This window comes from Halolamina litorea, assembly GCF_026616205.1.
Taxonomy (GTDB): domain Archaea; phylum Halobacteriota; class Halobacteria; order Halobacteriales; family Haloferacaceae; genus Halolamina; species Halolamina litorea.
The window spans coordinates 522,569-545,941 of the sequence record NZ_JANHGR010000001.1; the positions used below are offsets into that span (position 1 = coordinate 522,569).

Annotated in this window: 29 protein-coding genes; 14 read left to right on the forward strand and 15 right to left on the reverse strand. The window is 70.3% G+C overall.

What is annotated here, in order from left to right; genetic code table 11:
• Window positions 1-117: 117 nt before the first annotated feature.
• Complete coding sequence (locus NO998_RS02840; protein ID WP_267645515.1) at window positions 118-537, forward strand: DUF5790 family protein; 420 nt, start codon at window positions 118-120, stop codon at window positions 535-537.
• Here the strand turns inward: NO998_RS02840 and NO998_RS02845 are convergent, their stop codons facing one another.
• From NO998_RS02845 to pth2, 11 genes are all read right to left on the reverse strand, one after another.
• On the reverse strand, window positions 538-1,272 hold the full coding sequence (locus NO998_RS02845; RefSeq protein ID WP_267645516.1) for a creatininase family protein: 735 nt from the start codon (window positions 1,270-1,272) through the stop codon (window positions 538-540).
• Between the two features lie 138 nt (window positions 1,273-1,410).
• Window positions 1,411-1,977: a YqaA family protein gene (locus tag NO998_RS02850; RefSeq protein WP_379821125.1), complete on the reverse strand. Its 567-nt coding sequence runs from the start codon at window positions 1,975-1,977 to the stop codon at window positions 1,411-1,413.
• Window positions 1,978-2,031: 54 nt separating this feature from the next.
• Entirely contained in the window at window positions 2,032-2,688 is a 657-nt protein-coding gene (locus tag NO998_RS02855) for a DUF502 domain-containing protein (RefSeq protein ID WP_267645517.1), read from the reverse strand.
• A gap of 117 nt (window positions 2,689-2,805) precedes the next feature.
• Window positions 2,806-3,645, reverse strand: coding sequence for a proline dehydrogenase family protein (locus NO998_RS02860; RefSeq protein ID WP_267645518.1), 840 nt, complete (start codon window positions 3,643-3,645; stop codon window positions 2,806-2,808).
• A 24-nt stretch (window positions 3,646-3,669) separates the two neighbouring features.
• Entirely contained in the window at window positions 3,670-3,930 is a 261-nt protein-coding gene (locus tag NO998_RS02865; RefSeq protein WP_267645519.1) for a KEOPS complex subunit Pcc1, read from the reverse strand.
• Window positions 3,927-4,061, reverse strand: a complete 135-nt coding sequence (locus NO998_RS02870) for a DNA-directed RNA polymerase subunit P (protein WP_049981803.1) — start codon at window positions 4,059-4,061, stop codon at window positions 3,927-3,929. The genes NO998_RS02865 and NO998_RS02870 overlap by 4 nt, the downstream gene beginning before the upstream one ends.
• Before the next feature lie 4 nt (window positions 4,062-4,065).
• Entirely contained in the window at window positions 4,066-4,335 is a 270-nt protein-coding gene (locus tag NO998_RS02875) for an eL43 family ribosomal protein (protein ID WP_267645520.1), read from the reverse strand.
• Between the two features lie 56 nt (window positions 4,336-4,391).
• Window positions 4,392-5,147, reverse strand: coding sequence for a DUF2103 domain-containing protein (locus tag NO998_RS02880; protein WP_267645521.1), 756 nt, complete (start codon window positions 5,145-5,147; stop codon window positions 4,392-4,394).
• 87 nt (window positions 5,148-5,234) lie between these two features.
• Complete coding sequence (truD, locus tag NO998_RS02885) at window positions 5,235-6,611, reverse strand: tRNA pseudouridine(13) synthase TruD (protein ID WP_267645522.1); 1,377 nt, start codon at window positions 6,609-6,611, stop codon at window positions 5,235-5,237.
• 47 nt (window positions 6,612-6,658) lie between these two features.
• Complete coding sequence (locus NO998_RS02890) at window positions 6,659-7,237, reverse strand: response regulator (protein WP_267645523.1); 579 nt, start codon at window positions 7,235-7,237, stop codon at window positions 6,659-6,661.
• A 43-nt stretch (window positions 7,238-7,280) separates the two neighbouring features.
• The gene (gene pth2, locus NO998_RS02895; protein WP_267645524.1) at window positions 7,281-7,619 is read right to left on the reverse strand and encodes a peptidyl-tRNA hydrolase Pth2; all 339 of its coding nucleotides are present in this window, start codon (window positions 7,617-7,619) and stop codon (window positions 7,281-7,283) included.
• A gap of 130 nt (window positions 7,620-7,749) precedes the next feature.
• Between pth2 and dcd the strand changes: the two genes are divergently transcribed.
• The 6 genes from dcd to NO998_RS02925 all read left to right on the forward strand — a co-directional run bounded on the left by dcd (window position 7,750) and on the right by NO998_RS02925 (window position 12,833).
• Window positions 7,750-8,340 carry a dCTP deaminase gene (dcd, locus tag NO998_RS02900; protein ID WP_267645525.1) on the forward strand — a complete coding sequence of 197 codons (591 nt, stop codon included), beginning with the start codon at window positions 7,750-7,752 and terminating at the stop codon, window positions 8,338-8,340.
• A complete protein-coding gene (locus tag NO998_RS02905; RefSeq protein WP_267645526.1) occupies window positions 8,337-9,248 on the forward strand; it encodes a thiamine-phosphate synthase family protein in 912 nt (303 codons plus the stop codon). The genes dcd and NO998_RS02905 overlap by 4 nt, the downstream gene beginning before the upstream one ends.
• 74 nt (window positions 9,249-9,322) lie before the next feature.
• Window positions 9,323-10,318: a glutathione S-transferase family protein gene (locus NO998_RS02910; RefSeq protein WP_267645527.1), complete on the forward strand. Its 996-nt coding sequence runs from the start codon at window positions 9,323-9,325 to the stop codon at window positions 10,316-10,318.
• Between the two features lie 60 nt (window positions 10,319-10,378).
• Window positions 10,379-11,128, forward strand: a complete 750-nt coding sequence (locus NO998_RS02915; protein WP_267645528.1) for a hypothetical protein — start codon at window positions 10,379-10,381, stop codon at window positions 11,126-11,128.
• Between the two features lie 42 nt (window positions 11,129-11,170).
• Complete coding sequence (locus NO998_RS02920; RefSeq protein WP_267645529.1) at window positions 11,171-12,325, forward strand: pyridoxal phosphate-dependent aminotransferase; 1,155 nt, start codon at window positions 11,171-11,173, stop codon at window positions 12,323-12,325.
• A gap of 64 nt (window positions 12,326-12,389) precedes the next feature.
• Window positions 12,390-12,833 (forward strand): pyridoxamine 5'-phosphate oxidase family protein, encoded by a 444-nt coding sequence (locus tag NO998_RS02925; protein WP_267645530.1) that lies wholly within the window; start codon window positions 12,390-12,392, stop codon window positions 12,831-12,833.
• A 19-nt stretch (window positions 12,834-12,852) separates the two neighbouring features.
• On the opposite strand, the gene NO998_RS02930 is transcribed toward NO998_RS02925, so the two are convergent.
• Window positions 12,853-13,581 carry an SDR family NAD(P)-dependent oxidoreductase gene (locus tag NO998_RS02930; RefSeq protein ID WP_267645531.1) on the reverse strand — a complete coding sequence of 243 codons (729 nt, stop codon included), beginning with the start codon at window positions 13,579-13,581 and terminating at the stop codon, window positions 12,853-12,855.
• Window positions 13,582-13,680: 99 nt separating this feature from the next.
• On the opposite strand from NO998_RS02930, the gene NO998_RS02935 reads away from it, so the two are divergent.
• Window positions 13,681-14,772, forward strand: coding sequence for a molybdopterin-dependent oxidoreductase (locus NO998_RS02935; protein WP_267645532.1), 1,092 nt, complete (start codon window positions 13,681-13,683; stop codon window positions 14,770-14,772).
• Between the two features lie 44 nt (window positions 14,773-14,816).
• Window positions 14,817-15,308, forward strand: a complete 492-nt coding sequence (locus tag NO998_RS02940; RefSeq protein WP_267645534.1) for a cupin domain-containing protein — start codon at window positions 14,817-14,819, stop codon at window positions 15,306-15,308.
• Here the strand turns inward: NO998_RS02940 and NO998_RS02945 are convergent, their stop codons facing one another.
• Window positions 15,309-15,590 carry a hypothetical protein gene (locus tag NO998_RS02945; protein ID WP_267645535.1) on the reverse strand — a complete coding sequence of 94 codons (282 nt, stop codon included), beginning with the start codon at window positions 15,588-15,590 and terminating at the stop codon, window positions 15,309-15,311.
• A gap of 231 nt (window positions 15,591-15,821) precedes the next feature.
• A complete protein-coding gene (locus NO998_RS02950) occupies window positions 15,822-16,301 on the reverse strand; it encodes an RNA-binding protein (RefSeq protein ID WP_267645536.1) in 480 nt (159 codons plus the stop codon).
• 91 nt (window positions 16,302-16,392) lie between these two features.
• On the opposite strand from NO998_RS02950, the gene NO998_RS02955 reads away from it, so the two are divergent.
• Together NO998_RS02955 and NO998_RS02960 are read left to right on the forward strand one after the other, a co-directional pair.
• A complete protein-coding gene (locus tag NO998_RS02955) occupies window positions 16,393-17,178 on the forward strand; it encodes a hypothetical protein (RefSeq protein ID WP_267645537.1) in 786 nt (261 codons plus the stop codon).
• A 60-nt stretch (window positions 17,179-17,238) separates the two neighbouring features.
• Window positions 17,239-18,543, forward strand: coding sequence for a ribonuclease catalytic domain-containing protein (locus tag NO998_RS02960; protein ID WP_267645538.1), 1,305 nt, complete (start codon window positions 17,239-17,241; stop codon window positions 18,541-18,543).
• Window positions 18,544-18,603: 60 nt separating this feature from the next.
• Here the strand turns inward: NO998_RS02960 and NO998_RS02965 are convergent, their stop codons facing one another.
• The gene (locus NO998_RS02965) at window positions 18,604-19,080 is read right to left on the reverse strand and encodes a hypothetical protein (RefSeq protein ID WP_267645539.1); all 477 of its coding nucleotides are present in this window, start codon (window positions 19,078-19,080) and stop codon (window positions 18,604-18,606) included.
• Window positions 19,081-19,209: 129 nt separating this feature from the next.
• Between NO998_RS02965 and NO998_RS02970 the strand changes: the two genes are divergently transcribed.
• From NO998_RS02970 to NO998_RS02980, 3 genes are read left to right on the forward strand one after another with little or no spacing between them, the layout of a single operon-like run.
• On the forward strand, window positions 19,210-21,264 hold the full coding sequence (locus tag NO998_RS02970; RefSeq protein ID WP_267645540.1) for a hydantoinase/oxoprolinase family protein: 2,055 nt from the start codon (window positions 19,210-19,212) through the stop codon (window positions 21,262-21,264).
• Window positions 21,261-23,090: a hydantoinase B/oxoprolinase family protein gene (locus tag NO998_RS02975; protein WP_267645541.1), complete on the forward strand. Its 1,830-nt coding sequence runs from the start codon at window positions 21,261-21,263 to the stop codon at window positions 23,088-23,090. The genes NO998_RS02970 and NO998_RS02975 overlap by 4 nt, the downstream gene beginning before the upstream one ends.
• Window positions 23,091-23,130: 40 nt before the next feature.
• Entirely contained in the window at window positions 23,131-23,340 is a 210-nt protein-coding gene (locus NO998_RS02980) for a DUF8149 family protein (RefSeq protein ID WP_267645543.1), read from the forward strand.
• Window positions 23,341-23,373: the final 33 nt, after the last annotated feature.

Below are 23,373 nucleotides of genomic sequence, written 5' to 3' on the forward strand. Positions count from 1 at the left end.
GCGCGGTGAAACTGATACGCCGCTCCCGAGGAAACCGCACCGTTGGACGATTTCGGCCGGGGTTTCAGTTTCACCCCGTGGCGACCTTTTTACATGCCGGGTGTGCAAACAGTCCCCATGAGCCAGTCCACGTTCGACGAGGACGACCTGTTCGGCGAGGCCGCCGCGGAGATGCGCAGCGAGGTCGAGAGCCACCTCGCGGACGCCCGAGCGGCGCTGCCGGGCGCCGACGCGGTCTGGGAGGTCGAGGCCGACAACGCGCTGGGGGCGTTGAACTCCCTCAAGTCCGCCCTCGACACCGGCGACGCCGCCGACCACCTCCGTGCCGCGAAGAAACAGTACGTCATGGGCGAGCGCGCCGACGCGTTCGAGGACGCCGACGACCTCGAAGCGGAGATCGAGGAGATGGAGGAGCTACTGGAGGACATCGAGGACGCCCACGAGGACGTGAGCGACCTCGCCGGTACGCTCCCGGCACTCCGCTCTGCCCTACAGGACGCGGAGGGTGAGGAGGACGACGCGGACGAGGACGAGTAGTCAGTCGGTCCGCTCGTCGAGTGCCGCCAACAGGTCCGCGAGCGCCTCGGTCGCCAGTCGTTCCAGCTCTGCCCCCCGCTCGGCGTCGCCCTCCCCGGGGTCGCCGACGACGCCGTTCTCGCTGAAGCTGTCGCTGTCGTAGGCCAGATTGACGCCCGCCACCCAGTCTCCCCAGCGGTCGCTCCCGTTCTCCCGGGCGTCGTCAACCCGCTCCTCCCTGACTAGGGCTGGGTGTTCGTGGCGCAGGAGCGCCGTCTCCAACGGGCCGGCGTGGCCCATGTCGCTGCTGTGCTCGCCCACTGCGTTGAACCACGTGAACGGCGCGACGAGTGCCGTTCCGTCCCTAGTGAGCCGGGCCGCGACCTCCCGCAGCGCGTCGACGTTCCCGCCGTGGCCGTTGACCAACACGACGCCGTCCGGGCCGTCGCCGGCCGCGAGGCTCTCGACGGTCTCGCGGACGTACGCGCGGAACGTGTCCGGCGACACCCAGAGCGTCCCGTCGAACGCGCGGTGTTCCTCGCTGACCCCGACCGGGACCGTCGGCCCTACGAGCACGGACTCGTCGGTTTCGCTCTCGTAGGCCTCGGCGCCGGCTTCGGCGATGGCTTCGGCGGCGAGGCTGTCGGTGCCAAGCGGCGCGTGCGGGCCGTGGCCCTCTGTGGAGCCGACCGGGAGCACCGCGAGGTCGGCGTCGGCGTCACGAACGTCGGTCCACGTGGCGTCGGCGAGCTGCATGGCCGGTGTTGGGGATGGACGGCGCTTGTAGGCTGGGGGTTCGCCCGTCGACGGCGCTCGGTTTCGAGTCGTCGTCGGCTCGGCACAGCCTCCCTCAGAGCGACACGGCGGTCGCTCTCGGTCGCGTGCCGTGGCTGGTTAGAAGAACGTCAGGACCTCGATCAGCCCGAGCGTCACGAGCAGCCGACCGACGCTCCCGATGAACGTCGCCAGCGCGAACCGGTAGTAGTCCTCCTCCAGCACCGAGAACGCGTAGATGGAGAGCGTGTCGGGGAACGTCGGCACACAGAGCGCCAGCGCCAGCCCGCCGTAGCCGTACTTCTTAGCGAGCACGACGACCTTCTTCTCGGACCACTCGATGATGTTGAAGCGGGAGCGACGGAGCGCCCGAGTGACTGGCCCGGACTCCTTGGCCTCCTGGCCGATGTGGAACGCGAACACCGAGCCGGCGGCCTTGCCGAGCCCGGAGACCAGGATGATCGCCGCCAGTCGCCCGTTTTCGCTGAGCCCCAGGTCCAGCGGCGCCGCCAGCACGACCTCGCTGACACCCGGGAGCGCGAACGCGATCAGGAACGAGTAGACGAAGATGGCCACGAGGCCGAGCCACCCGGTCGCGCTCTCGATCAGCGGTCCAAGCGGCCCCGCACCGGTCGTGTGCTGGAGCACCAGCGGGGCGAGCGAGCCGAGACCGGGGACCGGTAACACACCAGCACATCCGCCGCCCGCTGACCTAAGTCTTTCAGGTCAGGGCCGCTCCGCTCACTCGCTGCTGGCCGACTCGCCGTCCCGATCCGCCCCGGCCATCGGGACCTCGGGCTCCCCTGATTCACCGAATCCAGCCGAGAGCACGCGGGTCAGCGCCTCCTCGACGGACTCGTCGGTCTCCTCGTACTCGTCGGGTTTCACTTCGACGACGTAGCCCGTCGTGATGTTCGGGGCGGTGGGCAGGAACAGCACGTCGCGCCCGTCGGCGGTCGTCTGGCCGGTCTTGAACGCGGTCATCCGCATCCCGTTCCACGGCTCCAGCTTCACGGGCTGTTGGAGGTCGCTGGCACCCGAGACGGCCGTCTCGACGGCCAGCTTCGAGGCGTTGTACAGCACCCTGACCCCCGGGAGGCGGTTCACCACGTCGTCGAACAGCCCCTCGGCGATCCGCCCGAGTTGGGTGCGCATCAGGTAGCCGGCCGCGAGGGTGACCGAGAGGAACAGCCCCAGCGTCAGCCCCAACTCGAGCGCCATCGCCACCGCCTCGGCGGTGATCGGTTCGGGGACGAACTGCGGCGGGATACGGTCGGGCGGCACGCTCAGCGGGAGGCCAAGCAGGTGGCCGATCAGCCACCGCAGCACCAACAGGAGCACGAGGACTGGGAGGACGACGATCAGCCCGCTCGCGAAGTCACGCTTCCACCGGCTCATTCGTCCGAACGTGGCCGCCCGAGAAGTAAAGCGCTACCGCTCCCATCGTCGTTGTGGCCGCCGAGGGGTCCTCGACGGCCGACCGTTAGGTCCCGGATCGCGCGTGCTCGCGCCGGCTCAGACGCCGACGATCGCCCGCAGCGCGAACAGGGCGTTCTCCTTGCGCTCGCGCACGCGGCGGTAGAAGTACGAGAGCCACTTGTCCCCGTAGGGGGCGTACTGCCAGACCTCCTCGCCCTCGGCGGCGAGGTCCCGTTGCGCGTCCTCGCGGACCCCCATCAGCATCTGGATCTCGAACTCCCGGCCGTACTCCTCACGGAGGTCACGGGCGTAGTCGATCATCTCGGGGTCGTGGCTCCCGACGGCGATGTCGCCCTCGTACTCCGCGAACAGCGTCTCGAGGTCCTCTCGGTAACGCTCGTTGACCTTCGACTTCTCCTTGTAGGACACCTCGGGGGACTCGTCGTAGGCGCCTTTCACCAGTCGGATCTTCCCGGGCACGTCGGCGAGCCGTTCGAGGTCGTCGGCCGTGCGGCGGAGGTTCGACTGTACACACTGACCGATACCGCCGTCGAACTCCTCGGCGAGCGTCTCGAAGGCGTCGAGGGTGGTGTCGGTGGTGTCGACGTCCTCCATGTCACACCAGACGAAGACGCCGGCCTCCTGTGCGGCCTCGACGATCGAGCGGAAGTTCGACTCGAAGGTGTCGGCGCCGATGTCGATCCCGATCTGGGAGGGCTTGATCGAGATACAGGCGTCGACCTCGCTGTCGGCGATATCCCGGACGAGCGCGCGGTAGGCCTGCGTGTCCGACGCCGCGGCGTTCTCGTCGTGGTAGTGCTCTCCCAAGAGGTTCAGGATCACGTTCACGTCGTCGGCGTTCTGCTGGGCGACGTGGTCGAGTGCGGTCGCCGGGCTCTCGCCCGCGACGAAGTTGCTGGCGATGGGGGGGATCACACCAGTAGAGTTTCCGTGGGGCCCCTAAAACCGTTGGGCTCCGGCCGCCGTAGCCGCTTCGGCCGTCGAGAGCAGACGGCTCCAACTGCTCGTCCCGGCCCGGAGCGCGACCAGATCGGTCGCTTCGACCGTGACCTCGACGGTTCGCCCGTGACGGCTGAGCGACGCCGTCGCTCGGTCGTCGTCGACGCCGCCGACCTCGGGTTCGAGACTCTCGAAGACGCGGTCGGCGCGGTCCGCAGAAGGGTACGAAACGGAGAGCGTCGCGGTGTGGGGCGCCGTCACTTCACGTCGACTTCCTTCACGTCGCCGCCGCGTTCCTTCAGGAGGACGCGGTGGCCACAGTAGGGACAGCGCACGCCGCCGTACTCGTCGAGTTCGACGTCGCGCTTACAGCGGGAGCACTTGTAGCTCATGAGTCTACTCGCTGTCTTCGGAGAGTGCTGCGCGGATGGATCGCTGGGCCGAGCGGCCGCCGGGCGTCTCCGGCCGGTAGGCGCCGCCGGTGAAGGTTTCGCCGGTCTCCTCGTTCTTCCAGATGCCGGTACCGATGCGCTTGACGGAGTCGCCGTCGACGCTGGCGTTCTCCATCGCGCTCTCGATCTCCGAGACGCGTCGCCGCGAGACACGCCCGTAGCGTGCGCCGAATCGGCCGGCGCTGCCGACGGACCGTGACTTCTGTTCAGCCATAGTGACCGGCAGTAGCCCCAGTACGCACAAAAACCCTGCGAGTCACGCTGCCCTCGTTACTCGTCCTGATACCCCGCCTCGACCAGCGCCTCGTTCAGCGCCTCCCGGACGCGTTCGCCGGTCTCACGGTCCATCGCCGTCGTCACGACGCGGTTCTCCTGCACGCTGGAGCCGTCACGGATCAGGAGCCGGACGTTCCCGCTCTCGCCGGCGCGAGTCGCCTTCGCCCGCACCCCACCGCGGGCGCCGCCGCCGCCGGCCTCGATAGGGCCCGGAATCAGCTTCTTCACGTTCGGGTGGGCGGCGACGGTGTTGACCACGTCCCGGCCGTCGCGGCCGCCGATGAGCGTGGTGTGGGAGCCCCCGAGCTTCTGGTCGGGCGGCGTCTCGACGACCTCCAGGGTGCGCTCGCCGCGCTGGCTCCGGACCCGCTCGACGGGGTCGTCGTCGGGAACGCGGTAGAACTGGTGGTGGAGTTGGGCGCGACACTCCCGAAGCGGTTCGCGCGCGCCGGCGGCGTACACCTCCTCGGGGCGCTTGCGCCGGATCTGGTCGGCGACCTTGCCGGCGAAGTTCCGCAGTTCGACGATCTCCGCTTCGGGGTCCTCCTCGGGTACGGTCGTCACCGTCGTCTCGCCGACGATCTCGGGTTCCGTGTCGTCGTCGGCGTGTTCCGGGGGGTCGCGGAGGAAGGTGAGCGTCGCGCGCTCGCGCTCGAACGCGACGACGACGGCGTCACAGTTGGCGGTGTCGCAGGCCAGACAGTAGTCGCCCGGCCGATCGAGTTCGGTGCCACACCGCCGACAGTCCATAGCGGGCGGAGGAGCGTGCCGGCCAAAAGGGGCCCGTTTGCGGCCGCCGTCACGGTCACGGCCGACAGTCGGCGGCGGGAGACCGACTTACAGCGTCGTCGGGTCCGTCTTCAGGTACTCCCGCAGCACCGTCGTCGCGTAACAGCCCGACGGGAGCGCGAACTCGAACGTCAGCGGGTCGTGGGAGACGGCCATCTCCGTGTCCACGAACACCGCGCGCCGGGTCCCCGTCGACTCGAAGTTCCCGGGGAGGTCGAACAGCTCCGGCTCCAACCCGAGGTCGTCGAACACCTCGCGCTCGATCTCGCCGGGCTCGCCGTCGGCGAACTCGGTTTCGGTGCCGATCAACGGCGCGGTGACGAACGCCCGACCGCGCTTGCAGTGGCGGGCAAGCACGTCGACGCGGTTCTCGTCGACGCGCTGGAGGCGGTCCGGGTCGGGCTTCCGGACGGCGTCGATCTCGTTGTCGGCGAAACAGCACACGTCGCCAGCGACCGGCTCGTGGAACGGGAGCCCGCGGTCGAGGCGTTCGCTCAGGATCCGGTTGAACGCGTAGGACTGAGCGGCGTTGACGAACAGCCGCTGGAGGTTCGACGGGACCGCTTCGAGCGCGTGGCGCCACGGATCATCCGCCTCGTCCTCGGCGCCGGTGTCGGCGTCGCCGCTCCCGGCCTGCCGCTCGCGCAGTCGGTGGAGCATCGAGCGCTCGTAGCCCAACTTCCCGGGCATCTCGTCGAGGCAGGCGTCCCAGTCGGGGTCGTCGCTCGCGGCCTGCTCGTCGACGAACGCGCGGGCTGCCTGGGTGTCCTCGGGCTCGGTGTCGAAGGGGTTGCCGGCGTAGGCCAGCACGGCCTCGCGCCACTCGCGGCGCAGGACCGCCAGCCCGACCTCGTGGGTGATCGGTCGACGGCTGCCGAAGCGCTGGTGGCCGAAGACGTTCGGGACGCCGATCCGGTCGGCGTCTGGGTCGCCCGCGAACGCCCGCAGTTGCTCGGTGATCCCGTCGGCGTTCCCGGGGTTCTCGGGGTCGCGGACGGTGATCTCGAAGGCGTTGCCCGCGAGGTCGCCGTAGGAGAGGTGGCGGCCGGCACGGCCGACGACCTCGATATCGGCGTCGCGGATCTCCGGGATGTCCGCGGGGTCGGCGTCGTAGACGGAGAAGAGTTGGGTCGTGACCGCGTGTTTGTCCTTCGTGCCGGCCCAGTCGACCCGCTCGCGGGAGGCGCCGAGGGCGTCGGAGAGGCGCCCCGCGAAGTCGTTGGTGTCCCAGCCCGTCAGCGTCACCCGAAGGACGAGGTACGGGTAGTCGCCCTCGTCGGCGTCGGCGGGGTTGGTGTCGAACGCTTCGAGTTCGCGCACGCGGAAGTCCTCGGGTCGGTCACGGAGCCGGCCGCCGACGCCGTCGGCGTCGCTGACGTACCACTCGACGCCGACCGTTCGCTCGCGGGGGTGGGCCTCACGCATCGCCCCGAGCTACCCCGGCTCCGGAGTTAACGCTGTCCGTCCCGGCCTCAGAACGCGGTCTTGGGCTCGTCGCTCTCGATGTCGCCGAGGGCCTTCTTGACCGAGTCGTGGTCCATCTCCATCCCGGTGTCCGTCGAGAGCTCCTCGGACTGCTGCTGCAGGCGGGCGTACTCCTCGCTCTCTTCGAGTTCGCTGTCGGGCTTGCGGGACTCCAGTGCGGCGCGTTTCCGTTCGACGGCGAACCGTTCGGCGACGGCGTCGTCGTACGCTGCGAGGTCCAGTAGCTCCTCGATCGTCCCGATCACTTCCTCACGCGTCACCGGCTTCGAGAGGTAGTCGTCGAACGGCATCTCCACGATGTCGAAGTTCGGGTCGACCGCCGTCACCATCGCCACGCGGCAGTCGTAGCCGGCCTCGCGCATCCGTGAGAGCGCCTCGTCGCCGGAGACGTTCGGCATCCGTCGGTCGAGCAGCACCACGTCGGTCGTCTCGCACACGGCGTCGAGCGCCTCCTCGCCGTTGTGGGCCGTCTCGATCTGGTACTCGCCGTCGAGCCAGAGCGAGTACGCCTTCGCGACGCTCGGCTCGTCGTCGACGACCAGCACGGAGGGGCGAGTGTCGTCCATTCGGTCGGAAAACACGACCGACCCGGATAACGCTGGGGGGCCGTCAGTACAGAGAGAGGTCGCCGGTGACCTGGTCCACGAGTTCGTCGTCGCCGGGGCCGATGGCGACCGCCGTGGCCGTCCCCGGATCCAGTTGGGTGTGGCCGGCGTCGCGGATCACCGCGTTCGGGAGGCCCTTGCGCTCGGCCCGGTCGGCCAGTTCGAACAGTTGGTTCTCGCCGCTGGCTTTCAGGACGACCTTCTTCTGCCCCTCGCCCTTCCACGCCTTGCGCGTCCGCTCGTCGGTGTCCTCGTACGCCGAGAGCGAGGCGTGTGCGACCTGTGCGGCCAGCTTGCCGGTTCCCATCCCGATGTCGGTCCGGGCGACGATGGCCTGCTTCATACCCGACTCTCCCCGTGGCGGCGGGAAAGCGCTTCGGGACCGACCGGGGCCTCGCCCGACCGTTCGACCCGTTGGTAGGTTGCCGCCCGGACCGCGGTGTTTAGGCACCCCCGGGTACTGCCTGTCGGATATGATCCTCTCGGACCGCGACATCCTGGCCCGGATGGAGGAGGGTGACCTCGTCGTCGACCCCATCGACGACCTCGACATGCAGCTACAGCCCGCGAGCCTCGACCTCCGACTCGGCGAGGAGTTCCTCGAGTTCCAGCGAACCAACATCTCCTGTATCCACCCCAACCGCGAGGAGGAGGTCGGCGAGTACGTCACCGAGACGACTGTCGCCGAGGGCGACGAGTTCATCCTCCACCCCGGGGACTTCGTGCTCGGTACGACCAAGGAGCGCGTCGAGGTGCCCGCGGACCTGATCGCCACCGTCCAGGGGCGCTCCTCGCTCGGCCGGCTCGCGGTCGTCATCCACGCCACCGCGGGCATCGTCGACCCGGGCTACCAGGGCCAGATCACGCTCGAACTGTCGAACCTCGGCACCGCGCCGGTCGCGCTCTCGCCGGGGATGCGCGTCTCCCAACTCATCTTCACGGAGCTCTCCTCGGCCGCCGAGCGGCCCTACGGCGTCGACCGGGACTCGAAGTACCAGAACCAGCAGGGCCCGCAGGCCTCCCGAATCGGCACGGATCCGGAGTTCGCGGGGCGCGAGGAATGAAGTTCATCGAGGAAGTCGTTGTCGACGCCTTCCTCCCGACCTACCGGGCGATGCTGGCCGAACGGCTCCGCGACCGCGGGCTGACACAGTCGGCCGTCGCCGACTTGCTCGGGATCAGCCAGTCGGCCGTCTCGAAGTACGCCCACGGCGACGTCGAGGGCCACCCCGACGTGGCCAACGACGAGCGCGTCCAGGCACTCGCCGACCGCGTCGCCGCGGGGCTGGCCGACGGCACCCTCAGCCGCGTCGGCGCGCTGGTCGAGGCGGAGGTGCTGATCCGGCAGTTGGAGGACGGGGACCTCCTCGCACGGCTCCACGAGGAGGCCGTGCCGGAACTCGCCGACGCCGACGCCACGTTCGCGGTCCACGACGTCGATTCGACGCTCCGCACGGGCGAACAGGTGCTCGCCTCGGTCCGCCGAGGGCTGCGGGTGCTGACCAACGCCTCGGGGTTCGCCGGCTCCATCCCCAACGTCGGCACGAACCTCGTCGAGTCGCTCCCCGACCCGACCGGGATCGAGGACGTGGCGGCGGTCCCCGGCCGGATCGTCGACGTGAACGGCGTCCCGACGGTCCCCGGCGATCCCGAGTTCGGCGTCAGCGAGCACGTCGCCGGCGTGTTGCTCTCGGCGCGTGCGGCCGGCGCCGACGCCTCGGCCGCGCTCAACATCGCCTACGACGAGGCGATCCTGACCGCCCTCGCCGACGCGGGCTACGAGACCGTCGAGTTCGACTCCGAGATCGAGGGCGACGCCGTCGAGGCGGCCGTCGCCGACGCGAGGCTCGTCGAGGGCGAACCGTTCGTCCTCTACCAGACCGGCGCCCACGGCGTCGAAGCGATCACCTACGTCCTCGGCCCGGACGCGCCGACCGTCGCGCGGGCGGTCGTCGACACGCTCCTGCGGTAGCTGGCAACGCTTGGCCTACCGGCGCCGCGGGCCGCCGACGCTCGCTTTATCCGCCGCGAGCCCGGCTTTCCAGTATGAACATGCTCGTCGAGGGGGAGTGGCGGAGAGACGCTTACGAATCCACGAACGAGGACGGTGAGTTCGACCGGCAGGAGACGAGTTTCCGGGACTGGCTCGACGGCGGCGTCGCCGCCGCGGGCGAGGACCCGAAGTCGACCGAGTTCCCGGCCGAGGGCGGCCGCTATCACCTCTACATCTGTCGGGCCTGCCCGTGGGCCCACCGCGCGGCGATGGTCCGCCAAATCCGTGGGCTGGAAGACCAGATCACCGTCTCGCTGGTCCAACCCGAACGCTACGACGAGGGCTGGGAGTTCTCCGACGCTCACTCTGACCCGCTGGGCGACCGGGAGTTCCTCCGAGAGGTCTACACCGACGCTGACCCCGACTTCACGGGCCGCGTGACGGTGCCCGTGCTCTGGGACACACAGGAGAACACCATCGTCAACAACGAGTCGAGCGAGATCATGCGGATGCTCGACACCGCCTTCGACGGCAACGGCGTGTCGCTCTACCCCGAGGACCTCCGCGAGGAGATCGACCGGATCGTCGACGCCATCTACGACCCCATCAACAACGGCGTCTACCGCGCCGGCTTCGCGGGCAATCAGGACGCCTACGAGAACGCCGTCGACGACCTGTTCGACGCGCTCGACCACTGGGAGGGCGTGCTCTCCGAGCAGCGCTACCTCGCCGGCGACGGCGAGCGACTCACCCTCGCGGACGTGGCGATGTTCGCCACGCTGGTCCGATTCGACCACGTCTACCACACCCACTTCAAGTGCAACCGCCGGGCGATCCACGAGTACCCGAACCTCTGGGGCTACACGAAGGACCTGTACCAGACCCCGGGCATCGCCGAGACGGTGAACGTGGACCACATCACCCGGCACTACTACGGCAGCCACGCCGACATCAACCCCACGCGCATCGTCGCCGTCGGCCCCGACATCGACTTCACCGAGCCACACAGCCGGGACGAGTTCCGCGGCGAGGCGCCGCTGGTCGAGTAGGCACCACGGAGTAGTCCACCTGTCGACAGGTCCATACGGCACCGCTCGAAACGCCGGGGCATGGTCTCCAGTCCCTCCACGACCCAACTGTTCGGCGTCGCGATGCTCGTCGTCGGCGCCGTCGTCCTCCTGTTCAGCCTCCGGTACGTGTGGCGTGCCGGCCGCGTCTTCCGGTCCCAGTCGGTCACGAGCCTCGCGGGGGTCACACCCGGCTCGTACGTGCGGGTCGCCGGGGCCGTCGAGGACGGCGACGAGGGGGCGCTGACGGCGCCGTTCTCCGGCCGCGAATCGCTCGTGCTCCGCTACGCCGTCGAGGAGCGTCGCCTCAGCCCGCTGCTCCTGCCGTGGTTCGTGACGATCCACGAACGCGCCGGCTCGGTCCCGTTCCGACTTCGGACGCCCGCGGCCGCCGTCGACGTGGTCGAACCGGCCCACACGGTGACCCTCGACCGTGCCACGGTCGCCACCGTCGACGCCGACGAGGACGCCCCCGAGCGGATCGCTCGCTTCGAACGCCGTACCGACGCCCTCCCGACGACGACGGCGTGGCGCGACCCACCGGGACCGCTCCGCGGGATCGCTGCCGCGCTCTCGTTCGGGACCCGACGGTACACCGAGCAGCGAGCCTCGCCGGGCGACGATGTGACCGTGGTCGGCCGAGTGACCGAGTCGGGCGACCTCGATCCGCTCGTGGTCTCGGACCGGTCCCGTGGCGCGACGCTCCGCCGGATGGCGGGCACGTCGCTGCTGGGACTCGCCATCGGCGCGTTCGCCGTCGCGATGGGGCTGGTGTTGCTGTTCGTCGCCTGAGGCTGGCGGAACTGCCTTGTGCCCTCGCACGCACGCTCGGGTATGCCCACGCCGACCGAGCGCGTTCGCGCCTGCGAGCGCTCGAAGATCCGCGTCATGTTCGACCTCGCGGAGGCCGCCGACCGCGACCTGGTGCGCCTCGAAGTCGGGGAACCGGACTTCGACACCGCCGAACACGTCGTCGACGCCGCCTGCGAGGCCGCCCGTACCGGCGAGACCCACTACACGAGCAACGCCGGCCTACCGGAACTCCGTGCGGCCATCTCGGACACCCTCGAACGGGAGTTCGAGGTCGAGTACGACGCCGACCAACTGACCGTGACCAACGGCGGGATGGAGGCGCTCCACCTCGCCATCCTGGCAACCGTCGAGGACGGCGAGGAGGTGGTGATCCCCTCGCCCTCGTGGCCGAACTACTGGACCCAGACCCGACTCGCCGACGGCGTCCCCGTCGAGGTGCCGATGGCCGAGGAGACGGGCTACGCCCTCGACGCCGACCGGGTGATCGACGCGATGAGCGACGACACCGCGGCGGTGATCCTCTGTTCGCCCTCGAACCCGACCGGACAGGTGTTCGATCCGGAGCCGATGCGCGCGGTCGTCGAGGCCGCCGCCGACCACGACGCCTACGTCCTCGCCGACGAGGTCTACCTCGGCCTGACGTACGACCGCGACCCGACCGGGCTCGCGGCGCTGACGGGCCACCCCGACCACCTCCTCACGATCGGCTCCTGCTCGAAGGCCTACGCGATGACGGGCTGGCGGGTCGGCTGGCTCGGCGGGCCGACCGAACTCGTCGACGAGGCGACCAAGATCCACGAGAGCACGACCGCCTGTGCGGGCTCAGTCGCTCAGCACGCCGCCATCGCCGCCCTCACCGGACCGCAGGAGCCCGTCGAGGAGATGTACGAGGCCTTCGCCGAGCGCCGCGAGTACGTCGCCGAGCGCGTCGCCGACATGGAGGGGGTCTCGGCGCCGACGCCCGACGGGGCGTTCTACGCGTTCCTCGACGTGGACCTGCCCGGGAGCAGCCTCGAGGTTGCCAAACGACTCCTCCGCGAGCAGGACGTGGTGCTCGCGCCCGGCGACGGCTTCGGCGAGGCCGGCGAGGGGAAACTCCGGCTCTCCTTCGCGAACTCGCTGGACCGACTCGAGAAGGGACTCGACGGCATCGAGGCGGCGGTCCGCGACGCCTGAGACACGGACGGCGCGATGGCCTGCATCCACGCAGTTAAAGCCGCCCACTGCGTAGGTAATCGCCATGGTTGCTGTCGAGATGGCGGCCGACGAGATCGACGCCTTCCTCCGCGGGGCGGGGGCCGGAACGCTCTCCCTCGCCGACGGCGGCGAGAGCTACGCGATCCCCGAGTCGTTCGGCTACGACGGGGAACACCTCTACTTCCAGCTGGTGCGGGACGAGGACAGCCGCAAGATGCAGTTCCTCGACGGCACCGGGACTGCGACGTTCACGGTGTGGACCGAGGCGCCGGCCGAAAGCGTCGTCGCCCGGGGGACGCTCGAGCCGGTCCCGGATGCCGACGTGGTCACGGCGTCGAACGCGATCGCGGAGAACGCCACGGTCCCGACGCTCAACGTCGTCCCCGACAGCACGGTCGACAAGTTGGGGATGGAGTACTACCGGCTGGTCCCCGAGGAACTGACCGGGCGGAAGTTCGGCGCCAACCCGGAGTCCCTCGCGGACTGAGCCCGCGCCGGATCGGCCCTCACCGCATCAGTTCGCCGCCGTTGACGTGCAGCGTCTCGCCCGTGACGAAGCCGGCGTCCCGCAGGTACGCACAGCCGTCGGCGATGTCCTCGACCTGTCCGATCCGGCCGACCGGGATCCGTGCGATCTCCTCGGCCATCTCTTCGTCCGTCCGGTCGCTCACCATGTCCGTCTCGATGTGGCCCGGCGCGACCGCGTTCACCCGGATGTCGGGCGCGAAGTCCGACGCGTGGCTCTTGGTCAGCGAGAGCAGCGCCCCCTTCGAGGCCGCGTAGTGCACCTCGATGGGCGCGCCGGTGAACGCGAGGATCGAGGAGATGTTCACCACCGACGGGTTGTCCGCTGACTCCTCGAGGTACGGGAGCGCGGCCTTCGTGACGGTGAACGCGCTGTTGACGTTCACGTCCATGACGCGGTCGAAGTCCTCGGAGGAGAGCTCCGCCGTGTAGACGTGCTGGTCGATCCCCGCGTTGTTGACCACGTGATCGACGCCGCCGAAGGCGTCGGCGGCCGTCTCGACCAGTCGCTCGGCACCCGCCGGATCGGACACGTCGGCGCCGACGACGACCGCCTCCTGACCGGCCGCCCGGACGCGCTCTGCGGTCTCCTCGGCTTTCGCCTCGCTGGTGTGGTAGTTCACCGCGACGTCGTAGCCGTCGGCGGCGTAGCGTTCGGCGACGCCGCGACCGATACCCCGGGACGAGCCGGTGACGATTGCTGCTGGCACGTTCGCTCATTGTCGCTCCGGCACTTGGCTGTCGGGGTGCGGGCGAGGCCGGCCGGCAGCCGCGACGCACTCTTGCCCGCACGGTCCCATCGCCCCGACATGGGCCGCTTCCGTGCTCGCGTGCTCCGACTCGCCCCGCCGCCGCGAGCAGTTGACTGGGCGATCCTCGCCGTCGTCGCCGGCGCCGTCGCCACGGGGCTGCTCGCGTGGACGGGCTGGCTCCCGCAGGGCGTCCTCGTCGACCTCCACGGGATCATCGGCGTCACGCTGACCGGCCTGCTGGCGTTCAAGTTCGCCCGTGTCGCCCGCCGGGTGACCGACCGCCGGGCGTGGGACCGAACGACGCCGGTGTCGGTCCTTCTCGGCACCGTGGCCGTCGCCGCCCTCGTCACCGGGGTCTTCTGGAGCCTCGGCGGCAACGTTCCGCTGGGGCCGTGGACGACGCTCAACGCCCACGTCGGGTTGGGGCTGCTCGTCGTGCCGATACTCCTCGTTCACCTCCGTTCTCGACTCCGGCTCCCCGGCCGAACCGACGCATCGCGGCGGAGTGCGATCCGCCTCGGCGGACTGCTCGTCGCGGGGACGCTCGCCTGGCGGCTCGGCGAGGCAGTCGCCGGCGTCCGCGGCGTGACGACCCGCGAGACCGGCTCGAAGCCGACCGGGACGCTGTACGACACCGAGACTGAGGGCGGCTCGTTCCCCGTCACTTCGTGGGTCGCCGACGACCCCGATCCGATCGACCGCGAGACGTGGACGCTCTCGGTGACGGGGCTGGACGGCGACGGGGCCGAGATGCGATACGGCGACCTGCTCGCGGTCGCTGGCGACGAGCGCCGGGCGACGCTCGACTGCACGAGCGGCTGGTACACGGTGCAGAACTGGCGGGGGGTCCGCGTCGGCGACCTGCTCGCGGCGGCCGGCGTCGACCCGGACGCCGAGGGAGCCCGTTGGGTTCGGTTCGTCAGCGTCACGGGCTACCGCTGGAGCCTCCCGCTGGCGGAGGCCAGCGACGCGCTGCTGGCGACGGGCATCGACGCCGCGACGCTCGGGCACGGCCACGGCGGGCCGGCACGGCTGGTCGCGCCCGGTCGACGGGGGTTCCAGTGGGTGAAGTGGGTCGAGCGGGTCGAACTCCGGCGTGATCCCGATCCGGCTCAGTGGCTCGTGACCCTGATCAGCGGCTTCGACTGACCCGCGCTGCGCGGGTTTTTGTACCCGCGGCCCCCCGTCCGGCCATGGAACGAGTCGCCGTCGACGACCTCGAGAACAGCGTGCAGGCCGCCGCGGTGATGCGCGGCCTCACCGAACCGCTGGGGCTGACCGACGTCGCGATCAACCACTACGAACTGGAGCCCGGCGACTCCTTCGCGTTCGCCTACCACAACCACGAGGTGCAGGAGGAGGTGTTCTACGTCGTCTCGGGGACGGCGACGTTCGAGACCGAATCGGGTCCCGTCGTCGTCGGCCCTCGGGAAGCGATACGGTTCGACCGCGAGGAGTTCCAACGCGGCTGGAACCGCGGTGACGAGCGGGTCGTCGCGATCGCCATCGGGGCGCCGCTCGACTACGGCACGCAGGTGAAACTGCGGGACTGTCCCGAGTGTGGCGAAGAGACTGACAACGACCTCGAGCGACCCGAGGGGGAGGACGTGGTGGTCGCCCGCTGCAAACGCTGTGGCACCGAGACGGGCCGTTGGTACCGCGGGTCGATGGACGAGGTGCCCTGACTACGCCGAGTCGTCGGTGTCGTCACCGTCACCGTCACCGTCGGCGTCGGCGGCCGCCGCCGGCCCGGTCTGTCGGTCCCGGTCGCGCTCCCGGTCGGCGAGGATGGCGAACCCGGGGAGGCCCATCCCCATGCCGACGGCGAAGGGGACCCAGAACAGCGGCTCGCCGACGGCCAACAGCGCGAGCGAGAGGACGAACGCCCCGACCACCGAGAAGCCGGCCAGCCGGTCGAGCCGGTAGCTGCGTGCGCTGTCGCCGTCGGTGCCGGAACGCTCGCTCATAGCGGATGCAGGTGGCCGGCGCTCAAAGGTACTGTGTTCCGGGCTGCGTAGATCCCACCGGAGGGGCGTGACCCCTCCGTCCGTCGCGGTTCCCACAGCGCGACGGCACGCGTTCCGACACCCAGCCGCCCTCCGCGGACTCGCCGGACACGAGACGTGCTGGGTACCCGGCGTACACGACGGGACCGCTTCAGTTGTTCGCCCGCTATCACGCGATGATAACGTCGCCGATCAGACCGAGAACTCGTACACGTCGTCACCGACGTGGTGGAGCGACTCGACGACTTTCCCGCTGTCGCCGACCATCTCGTCGCCGTCGACGAGCGCGCGACCGACCGCGAGCGCCTTGCCGTGGCTCTCCTCGACGATGACGACGAGGTCACCCTCCTCGATGGCCTCGTCGGCCTCGGTGATGCCGGGGCGCATCACGTCGGCGCCGCCGCTGACGAACGAGACGGCGCCGGCGTCGACGGTGACGACACCCTCGTCGGGCGGGTGGCTGTTGGCCCCCCGGACCGAGAGGAACGGCTCGCCCTCGTAGTAGAGCACGTCGGGTTCGCCGTCGACGAGCACCACGTCGAAGGTGGTGTCCTCGAGTTCGACCAGTTCGTACGTGTCGGCGTCCAGTTCCACGCCCAGCCCCTCGCTGAGCGCGTCCTCGATCTCGGCCACGGCGTCGCTGCGGAGGTGGTGGCGGGAGCTGACCTTCATGTCTCCTCGTGGGCCGTCTCGGGGCATAAATCGCCCGCTCCATCCGGCGGTGGCGAACCGCTTTTGCGGGACGCCGCCGACGATGGGCCCGATGCCCCCGCTCTGGCCCGCCGCCTTCCTCCTCGCCGGCGCCGCCGTCTGGCTCCTCGCCGCCCCGGCGCCGCTGACCGGTCTCCGACTGCTCCGAACGCCCGACCGCTCCGTGAGCGACCTGCTCGGCGACCGCCCGGACCGGGCTTGCTTCGTCGGCACCGTCGCCGAAGCCGAGGGCGGCCGCACCGTCGAGGCGCCGTTCACCGGCCGGTCGGCGGTCGCGCTGGCCTACCAAGTGCTCGAAGAACGAGCCGCCCGCGGCTGGTGGCTGTTTGGCTCCACCCTCTGGCGCCCGACCAGCTTCGAACCCATCGACGGCGGCGCCGTCGCGGGCCAGTTCCTGCTCGACGACGGCACCGGGACGGTTCGGGTCGACCCCAGCGGCGCGACGTTCCGGCTCGAACCGGACACGACGATACAGGTCGAGGGCGGGGACACGCCGCCCGAACGCGTCCGGCGCTACATCGACGCCAACGACGACGTGGACGACGAGGACCTGTCGGTGAGCCTCGGCCCGATCGACTGGGGCGTCGGCGACGACCGGCGCTACGTCGAACGGCGCCTCGAACCCGGCGACGAGGTGTTGGTCTGCGGGGCCGCTCGTGACGCCCGCGGCGCCGTCGGCGCCGTGCCAGCCGTTATCGACGGCGGGTCGCCGTTCCTGCTCGGCGATTCCTCCCGCCGGACGGTCGCTCGGCGGCTGCTGATCGGCGACCTCTTCGGGGTGGCGCTCTCGATTTTGCTGATCGCCGTCGGTGTTGGGGCGTACGCCCTCGTCCTCTGAGGCGGGGCGAACCGGCCCATCCCCCGAAACGCCTACCTGCCGGCTCCGCCAACGGTACCCATGAGCGAAACTGACGACGCCCAGGCCCAGGCCGGGACGGCCGAGGGACAGGGGCCCGTGCTGATCTCCGAAGCCCTCTCCGAGCGACTGGCGGACAAACGCGACGAGCTGTTCGAGGAGTTCGAACTCCGCGACGAGTTCCCCCCCGCCGTGATGCGCGAGGCCGAACGGCGCATCGAGAACGTCGAACAGGAGATCCAGGACGAACTCGACGAGCGACGGGACCTCCGGGACCTCACCGCCTGGACCACCGACCCCGCCGACGCACAGGACTTCGACGACGCCATCTCCGTCGAGGAGCACGACGACGAGTACGTCCTCTACGTCCACATCGCCGACGTGAGCCACTACGTCCACCCGGACTCGCTGATGTGGGAGGAGGCGGTCGAGCGCTGTAACACGGTCTACCTGCCGGGGTACACGACCCACATGCTGCCGCCCGCGCTGGCGGAGACGGTCTGTTCGCTCGTCCCACAGGAGGACCGACTCGCCCACACCGTCGAGATGCACCTCGACCCGGAGACGCTCTCGTTCGACGAGATCGAGATCTACAAGTCCGTCATCAACTCCAACGAGCGCCTGACCTACACGCAGTGTGAGAACCGCCTCGACGACGAGGACGCGCCGCTGCACGCGGAGAACCGGCTGGCGTTCGAACTCGCCGACCGCATGCACGAACAGCGCAAGGAGGACGGCTCGCTCGTGCTCAACCCCCGGCGGGACCGCGCCCACACGATGATCGAGGAGTCGATGTTGAAAGCGAACAAGGCGGTCACGCACACGCTGATGTGGGACCGCGGCGTCGAGGCGATGTACCGCGTCCACCCCCAGCCCACCCCCGAGCAGTGGAACAAGGCGCTCAAGGAGATCCAGGAACTCGACGGCGTCTCCATCCCGGGGCAGGCCTGGGACGACCCGCGGAAGGCCGTCAACGCCGCGCTGGAGGAGTCACCCGGCCGCTCGCTCGACAAGATCCAGCGCGCCGTCCTGAAGGTGATGCCCCGGGCGAAGTACATGAACGACCCCTTCGGCGGTCACCACGCGCTCAACTTCGACATCTACGGCCACTTCACCTCGCCCATCCGGCGGCTGTCGGACCTGATCAACCACTGGATCGTCCACGAGAACGACGTGCCCGAGGACCTCATCGAACTCTGTGACCGCGCTTCGGACAAGCAGAAGGACGGCGAGACCGCCGAGCGACTCTACAAGCAGTTCATGCAGGAACAGGGACTAGACCCCCACGCCGTGAACAACCGCGGCGTCGAGGTCGTCGACGCCGAGGACGCCGACCACGACGTGTAAGCGGCCGGGGCCAAGGTCGCGGCGACTCCCGGCCCGGCCACGACGCGCTGTTTCTCCCGATCAGTCGTCTGCTCCCGAGTCGGACATCCCCTTCCGGAGGTAGTGGGCCCCGATGCCGCCGCCGGCGCCGAGTCCCACCCCGACCAGAGCACCGCCGCCGGCCCCGTACCCCACCGAGGTGGCCGAGAGCTCCGCGACGGGGACGGTTCCGGCGTGGGACGGGGTCATGCCCGCGAGGAGCACGAAGAGGAACGCGCCAGCGACGGCACCGAGGGCGGCGCACCCGAGCGCCCCGGCGAGGCCGCCACCGGCGATGCTCACGCCCCGTCCGCCGCCACGAACCGCCGCGGCGACGCCGCCGCCGACCGCCGGCCAGCCGAGCAGCGGGAGAACGAACAGCCACGGCGACAGGCCGCTGCCGATAGCCCGATCCACCAGCAGGCCGACGAGGGGGAGCAGCGCCGCGGTCGGGACGGCCCCGATCACGGTGACGGTTGCCCCGACCACGACGCCGAGTGCGGTCTTCCGGGTGCTCACGCCTGCCACCTCGGCTGAGGGGAACTAGAAACCACGGGCCCGGGGGGACGGACCGCGAGGGAAACACCCACGTACCACGCCCCATTCCCTCCGAGTAATGCGTCCAACCCCTACGAACGGAGGTCCCTTGTGACCGACTCGGAGACTCGCGTCGGCGTCGACATCGGCGGCACGTTCACCGACGTCGTCGCCGTCCGTGACGGCGAGGTCACCGTCACTAAGACGCCGTCGACGCCGGCCAACCCCGAACGGGGCGTGTTGAACGGGCTCGAAGCGAGCGAGTCAGCGGCGGGCTACGGCCCCGCTGACGTGGCGTTCTTCAGCCACGGGACGACCGTCGCCACCAACGCCGTGTTGGAGGGGACGTGGGCCGACACCGCCCTCGTCACGACCGAGGGGTTCCGCGACGCCCTCGAGATCGGGCGGCAGGACCGGCCGGACATCTACGACTTCACCGCCGAGAAGGCCGAACCCGTGGTCCCGCGGGATCGCCGATTCACCGTCCCCGAACGCCTCGACGAGCGCGGGAACGTCCTGCGCGAACTCGACGAGGACGCCGTGCGGGAGGTGGCCGCCGACATCGCCGCCACCGACGTGAACGCCGTCGCGGTCTGCCTGCTCTTTGCCTTCGAGAACCCCAACCATGAACACCGCGTGACCGAGATCCTGCGCGAGGAACTGCCCGAGGCCTCCGTCTCGCAGTCGAGCACCGTCCTCCCGGAGATCCGCGAGTACGAACGCAGCGTGACCACGAGCCTCAACGCCGCGCTCAAGCCGGTGATGGACAGCTACGTCGGCAACCTCGAACGCGAGGTCCGCGACCGCGGCGTCGACGCCGCGGTGAAGCTGATGCAGTCAAACGGCGGCCTCATCGACGCCGACGCCGCCCGCGAGCGGCCGGTCAACACCCTGCTTTCGGGTCCTGCCGGCGGCGTGCAGGGCGCGACCCACGTCGCCGGCCGCGCGGGCTACGACGACCTCATCACGATGGACATGGGCGGCACGTCCTGTGACGTCTCCCTCGTCCAGGACGGCGAGCCGGTCGTCTCGACCGACGTGGCCGTCGGCGACTACACCGTCGGCGTCCCCATGATCGACGTCCACACCGTCGGCTCCGGCGGCGGCTCCGTCGCGTGGGTCGACGCCGGCGGCGCGCTCCGCGTCGGCCCCCGATCCGCTGGCGCCGATCCGGGCCCGATCTGTTACGGCCGCGGCGGCGAGCGGCCGACGACGACCGACGCCCACCTCATGCTGGGTCGGATCGACCCCGAAGGGTTCCTCCCGGAGGACCGCGACGTCGGCGTCGAGGACGTGCGCGCCGCGTTCGCCGACCTCGGCGACGAACTCGGGATGGGGCCGGAGGAGGCCGCACAGGGCGTACTCGACGTTGCCAACGCCAACATGGCCCGTGCGCTGCGTGTCGTCTCCGTCGAGCGCGGCCACGACCCGCGGGAGTTCGCCCTCGTCGCCTTCGGCGGCGCGGGGCCGCTCCACGCCCCGACGCTGGCGGCCGAACTCGACGTGCCGACGGTGCTCGTCCCCCGGACGGCCGGGGCGCTCTCGGCGCTCGGACTGCTCATCAGCGACGTGGGCTACGACTACAGCCAGTCGATGGTGCGACCCTTCGAGGCCGTCGACCCCGCGACCGTCGCCACGGCGTTCGCCGAACTCCGCGCGGAAGGGGACAGCGAACTCGCCGGGGAGAACGTCCGGCCCGAACGCCGGGAGTTCGAGCGCGTCGCGGACCTGCGCTACGCCGGCCAGTCATTCGAGGTGTCGGTCCCCGTCCCCGAGGGCGAGATCGACGCCGAAGCCCTCGCGGCCGTCGAGGAGCGGTTCCACGACCGCCACGAGGCACGGTACGGCCACGCCGACCCCACGGAGGCGGTCGAACTGGTCACCCTGCGCCTGCACGCCCGCGGGGTCGTCGACTCGCCGTCGACCGCCGCGGTCGGGACCGACGGGAGCGTCGCCGACGCCGTCGCCGAGCGCCGCGAGGTCCGCTTCGGCGAGGAGCACTACGACGCGTCGATTTACGACCGGGACCTGCTCCCTGCCGGCGGCGAGTTCGACGGCCCCGCGGTCGTCGAGGGGCCGGAGAGTACTGTCGTCCTGCGCCCCGGCCAGTCGGCCGAGGTGGCACCCGACGGCACGCTGGTCGTGGATACGGGGGTGGAGCGATGAGCGCCGACCCCGAGGCGGGTGCCACCACCGAGGTCGACCCCGTCACGCTCGAAGTGGTCCGGAACGGCTGTGTGGCCGTCGCCGAGGAGATGAACGCCAACCTCGTCCGGACGGGCTACTCGCCGAACATCAAGGAGCGCCGGGACTGTTCCTGTGCGCTGTTCGACGCCCGCGGCGAGATGGTGAGCCAAGCCGAGAACATGCCGGTCCACCTCGGCGCGATGCCGTTCTCAGTCGCGGCGGCCGTCGACGCCTTCGAGGGGGAACTGGGCCCGGGCGACGCGGTCCTGCTGAACGACCCGTTCCGCGGCGGCGCCCACCTCCCGGACCTCACCCTCGTCTCGCCGGTGTTCGACCCCGAGACACTCGACAGTGAGGGGGAGCCCCGGCTGATCGCCTACGCGGCCAACCGCGCCCACCACGCCGACATCGGCGGTTCGACGGCGGGCAGCGTCGCCGCCGACTCGACGGAGATCTACCAGGAGGGCCTGCGTATCCCGCCGGTCAAACTGTTCGAGGGCGGCGAGGTCAACGAGGACGTACTGGAGATGGTGCTCGCCAACGTCCGGACGCCCGACGAGCGCCGCGGGGACATCCGGGCACAGGAGGCCGCAAACGAGACCGCCCGCGACCGCGTCCACGGGATGGTCAGTGAGTACGGTGCCGACACGCTCGATGCGGCCTTCGAGGCGGTGAAGGACTACTCAGAGCGCCGGATGCGAAGCGAGATCGAGGACTTCCCCGACGGCGTCTACGAGTTCGCTGACCTGCTCGACGACGACGGCCGCGGGAACGAGGACCTCCCCGTCGAAGTCGCGGTCACCGTCGACGGCGACGAGGTCGGCGTCGACTTCGCCGGCACGGCGCCCCAGACCGAGGGGCCGATCAACGCCGTGCTCGCGGTCACCTCCTCGGCGACGTACTACGCCGTCCGGTGTGTGACCGACCCGGACATCCCGCCGAACCACGGCTGCTACCGACCGATCACGATCGACGCCCCCGAGCGGAGTCTGGTCAACCCCGAGCCCCCCGCGGCCGTCGTCGGCGGCAACCTCGAAACGAGCCAGCGCGTGACCGACGTGGTGCTGGGCGCTTTCGCGACGGAGGCGCCCGAGCGCGTGCTCGCGGCCTGTCAGGGAACGATGAACAACGTCACCTTCGGGGGGACGGACCCGCGCGGCGCCGACGACACGGACGGCGACGGGAAGCCCTACGCCTTCTACGAGACCCAGGGCGGTGGCTTCGGTGGCCGTGCTGGCAAGGACGGGATGGACGGGGTCCACGTCCACATGAGCAACACCATGAACACGCCCGCGGAGGTACTGGAGACGGCCTACCCGCTCCGAGTGCTTCGCTACTCGCTCCGACCGGATTCGGGCGGTGCCGGGCAGTTCCGTGGGGGACTGGGCCTCCGTCGGGACATCGAGGTCCGGGGGCACACGGCCCGCTTCAGCCTGCTCGCCGACCGTCAGCAGAACGCCCCCTACGGGCTGGCGGGTGGCGAGTCGGGCGAGTGTGGCGCCGCCTACCTGTACGAGGACAGCGTCGCCTACGCCGCCGAGGACGACGCCGACGTCGACACCGGGGAGAAGCTCCCCCAGAAGTCGGTCCACGACCTCGACCCCGGCAGCGTCGTCAGTATCCGCACGCCTGGTGCCGGCGGCTACGGTGACCCCGACGAGCGGTCGCCGTCGGCGCTGGCTCGGGACCGCCGGCTGGGGAAGCTCACCGCCGAGGCCGCCCGCGAGCGCTACGCGGTCGATGACCGGAGCGTGTCGGAGCTCGAGTCCCACGACGACGGGGACCCGTCCGAGTTCGGCGAGTAGCACCCGGGTGCTTATAGTCGCGGCTGGTGAGGGGGCGAGTATGAGCGACGACGGACCACAGGTGCCCATCCACTGCCCCGACTGTGAGACGACGACGCGCGCCCCCCTCTCGGAACTCGAAACCCGGATCGAGCGCCACAACGAGGCGGTCCACGACGGCGAGGACGTCGCCCGCGTGGACCCCGGCGTCGCCGAACAGTTCCAGAAGCTCCTCGTCGAGGACATGGGGCTGCTCGAGGACGACGCCTGACCTGGCGAACGCTTATACCCACGCCGGTCGGCC

What these genes read in the sequence shown, in the direction of transcription:
- NO998_RS02840 (WP_267645515.1), top strand. Translation starts at nt 118, where the DNA reads ATGAGCCAGTCCACGTTCGACGAGGACGACCTGTTCGGCGAGGCCGCC.
- NO998_RS02845 (WP_267645516.1), bottom strand. Translation starts at nt 1,272, where the DNA reads ATGCAGCTCGCCGACGCCACGTGGACCGACGTTCGTGACGCCGACGCC.
- NO998_RS02855 (WP_267645517.1), bottom strand. Translation starts at nt 2,688, where the DNA reads ATGAGCCGGTGGAAGCGTGACTTCGCGAGCGGGCTGATCGTCGTCCTC.
- NO998_RS02870 (WP_049981803.1), bottom strand. Translation starts at nt 4,061, where the DNA reads ATGAGCTACAAGTGCTCCCGCTGTAAGCGCGACGTCGAACTCGACGAG.
- NO998_RS02875 (WP_267645520.1), bottom strand. Translation starts at nt 4,335, where the DNA reads ATGGCTGAACAGAAGTCACGGTCCGTCGGCAGCGCCGGCCGATTCGGC.
- NO998_RS02880 (WP_267645521.1), bottom strand. Translation starts at nt 5,147, where the DNA reads ATGGACTGTCGGCGGTGTGGCACCGAACTCGATCGGCCGGGCGACTAC.
- truD (WP_267645522.1), bottom strand. Translation starts at nt 6,611, where the DNA reads ATGCGTGAGGCCCACCCCCGCGAGCGAACGGTCGGCGTCGAGTGGTAC.
- NO998_RS02890 (WP_267645523.1), bottom strand. Translation starts at nt 7,237, where the DNA reads ATGGACGACACTCGCCCCTCCGTGCTGGTCGTCGACGACGAGCCGAGC.
- pth2 (WP_267645524.1), bottom strand. Translation starts at nt 7,619, where the DNA reads ATGAAGCAGGCCATCGTCGCCCGGACCGACATCGGGATGGGAACCGGC.
- dcd (WP_267645525.1), top strand. Translation starts at nt 7,750, where the DNA reads ATGATCCTCTCGGACCGCGACATCCTGGCCCGGATGGAGGAGGGTGAC.
- NO998_RS02905 (WP_267645526.1), top strand. Translation starts at nt 8,337, where the DNA reads ATGAAGTTCATCGAGGAAGTCGTTGTCGACGCCTTCCTCCCGACCTAC.
- NO998_RS02910 (WP_267645527.1), top strand. Translation starts at nt 9,323, where the DNA reads ATGAACATGCTCGTCGAGGGGGAGTGGCGGAGAGACGCTTACGAATCC.
- NO998_RS02915 (WP_267645528.1), top strand. Translation starts at nt 10,379, where the DNA reads ATGGTCTCCAGTCCCTCCACGACCCAACTGTTCGGCGTCGCGATGCTC.
- NO998_RS02920 (WP_267645529.1), top strand. Translation starts at nt 11,171, where the DNA reads ATGCCCACGCCGACCGAGCGCGTTCGCGCCTGCGAGCGCTCGAAGATC.
- NO998_RS02925 (WP_267645530.1), top strand. Translation starts at nt 12,390, where the DNA reads ATGGTTGCTGTCGAGATGGCGGCCGACGAGATCGACGCCTTCCTCCGC.
- NO998_RS02935 (WP_267645532.1), top strand. Translation starts at nt 13,681, where the DNA reads ATGGGCCGCTTCCGTGCTCGCGTGCTCCGACTCGCCCCGCCGCCGCGA.
- NO998_RS02940 (WP_267645534.1), top strand. Translation starts at nt 14,817, where the DNA reads ATGGAACGAGTCGCCGTCGACGACCTCGAGAACAGCGTGCAGGCCGCC.
- NO998_RS02945 (WP_267645535.1), bottom strand. Translation starts at nt 15,590, where the DNA reads ATGAGCGAGCGTTCCGGCACCGACGGCGACAGCGCACGCAGCTACCGG.
- NO998_RS02950 (WP_267645536.1), bottom strand. Translation starts at nt 16,301, where the DNA reads ATGAAGGTCAGCTCCCGCCACCACCTCCGCAGCGACGCCGTGGCCGAG.
- NO998_RS02955 (WP_267645537.1), top strand. Translation starts at nt 16,393, where the DNA reads ATGCCCCCGCTCTGGCCCGCCGCCTTCCTCCTCGCCGGCGCCGCCGTC.
- NO998_RS02960 (WP_267645538.1), top strand. Translation starts at nt 17,239, where the DNA reads ATGAGCGAAACTGACGACGCCCAGGCCCAGGCCGGGACGGCCGAGGGA.
- NO998_RS02975 (WP_267645541.1), top strand. Translation starts at nt 21,261, where the DNA reads ATGAGCGCCGACCCCGAGGCGGGTGCCACCACCGAGGTCGACCCCGTC.
- NO998_RS02980 (WP_267645543.1), top strand. Translation starts at nt 23,131, where the DNA reads ATGAGCGACGACGGACCACAGGTGCCCATCCACTGCCCCGACTGTGAG.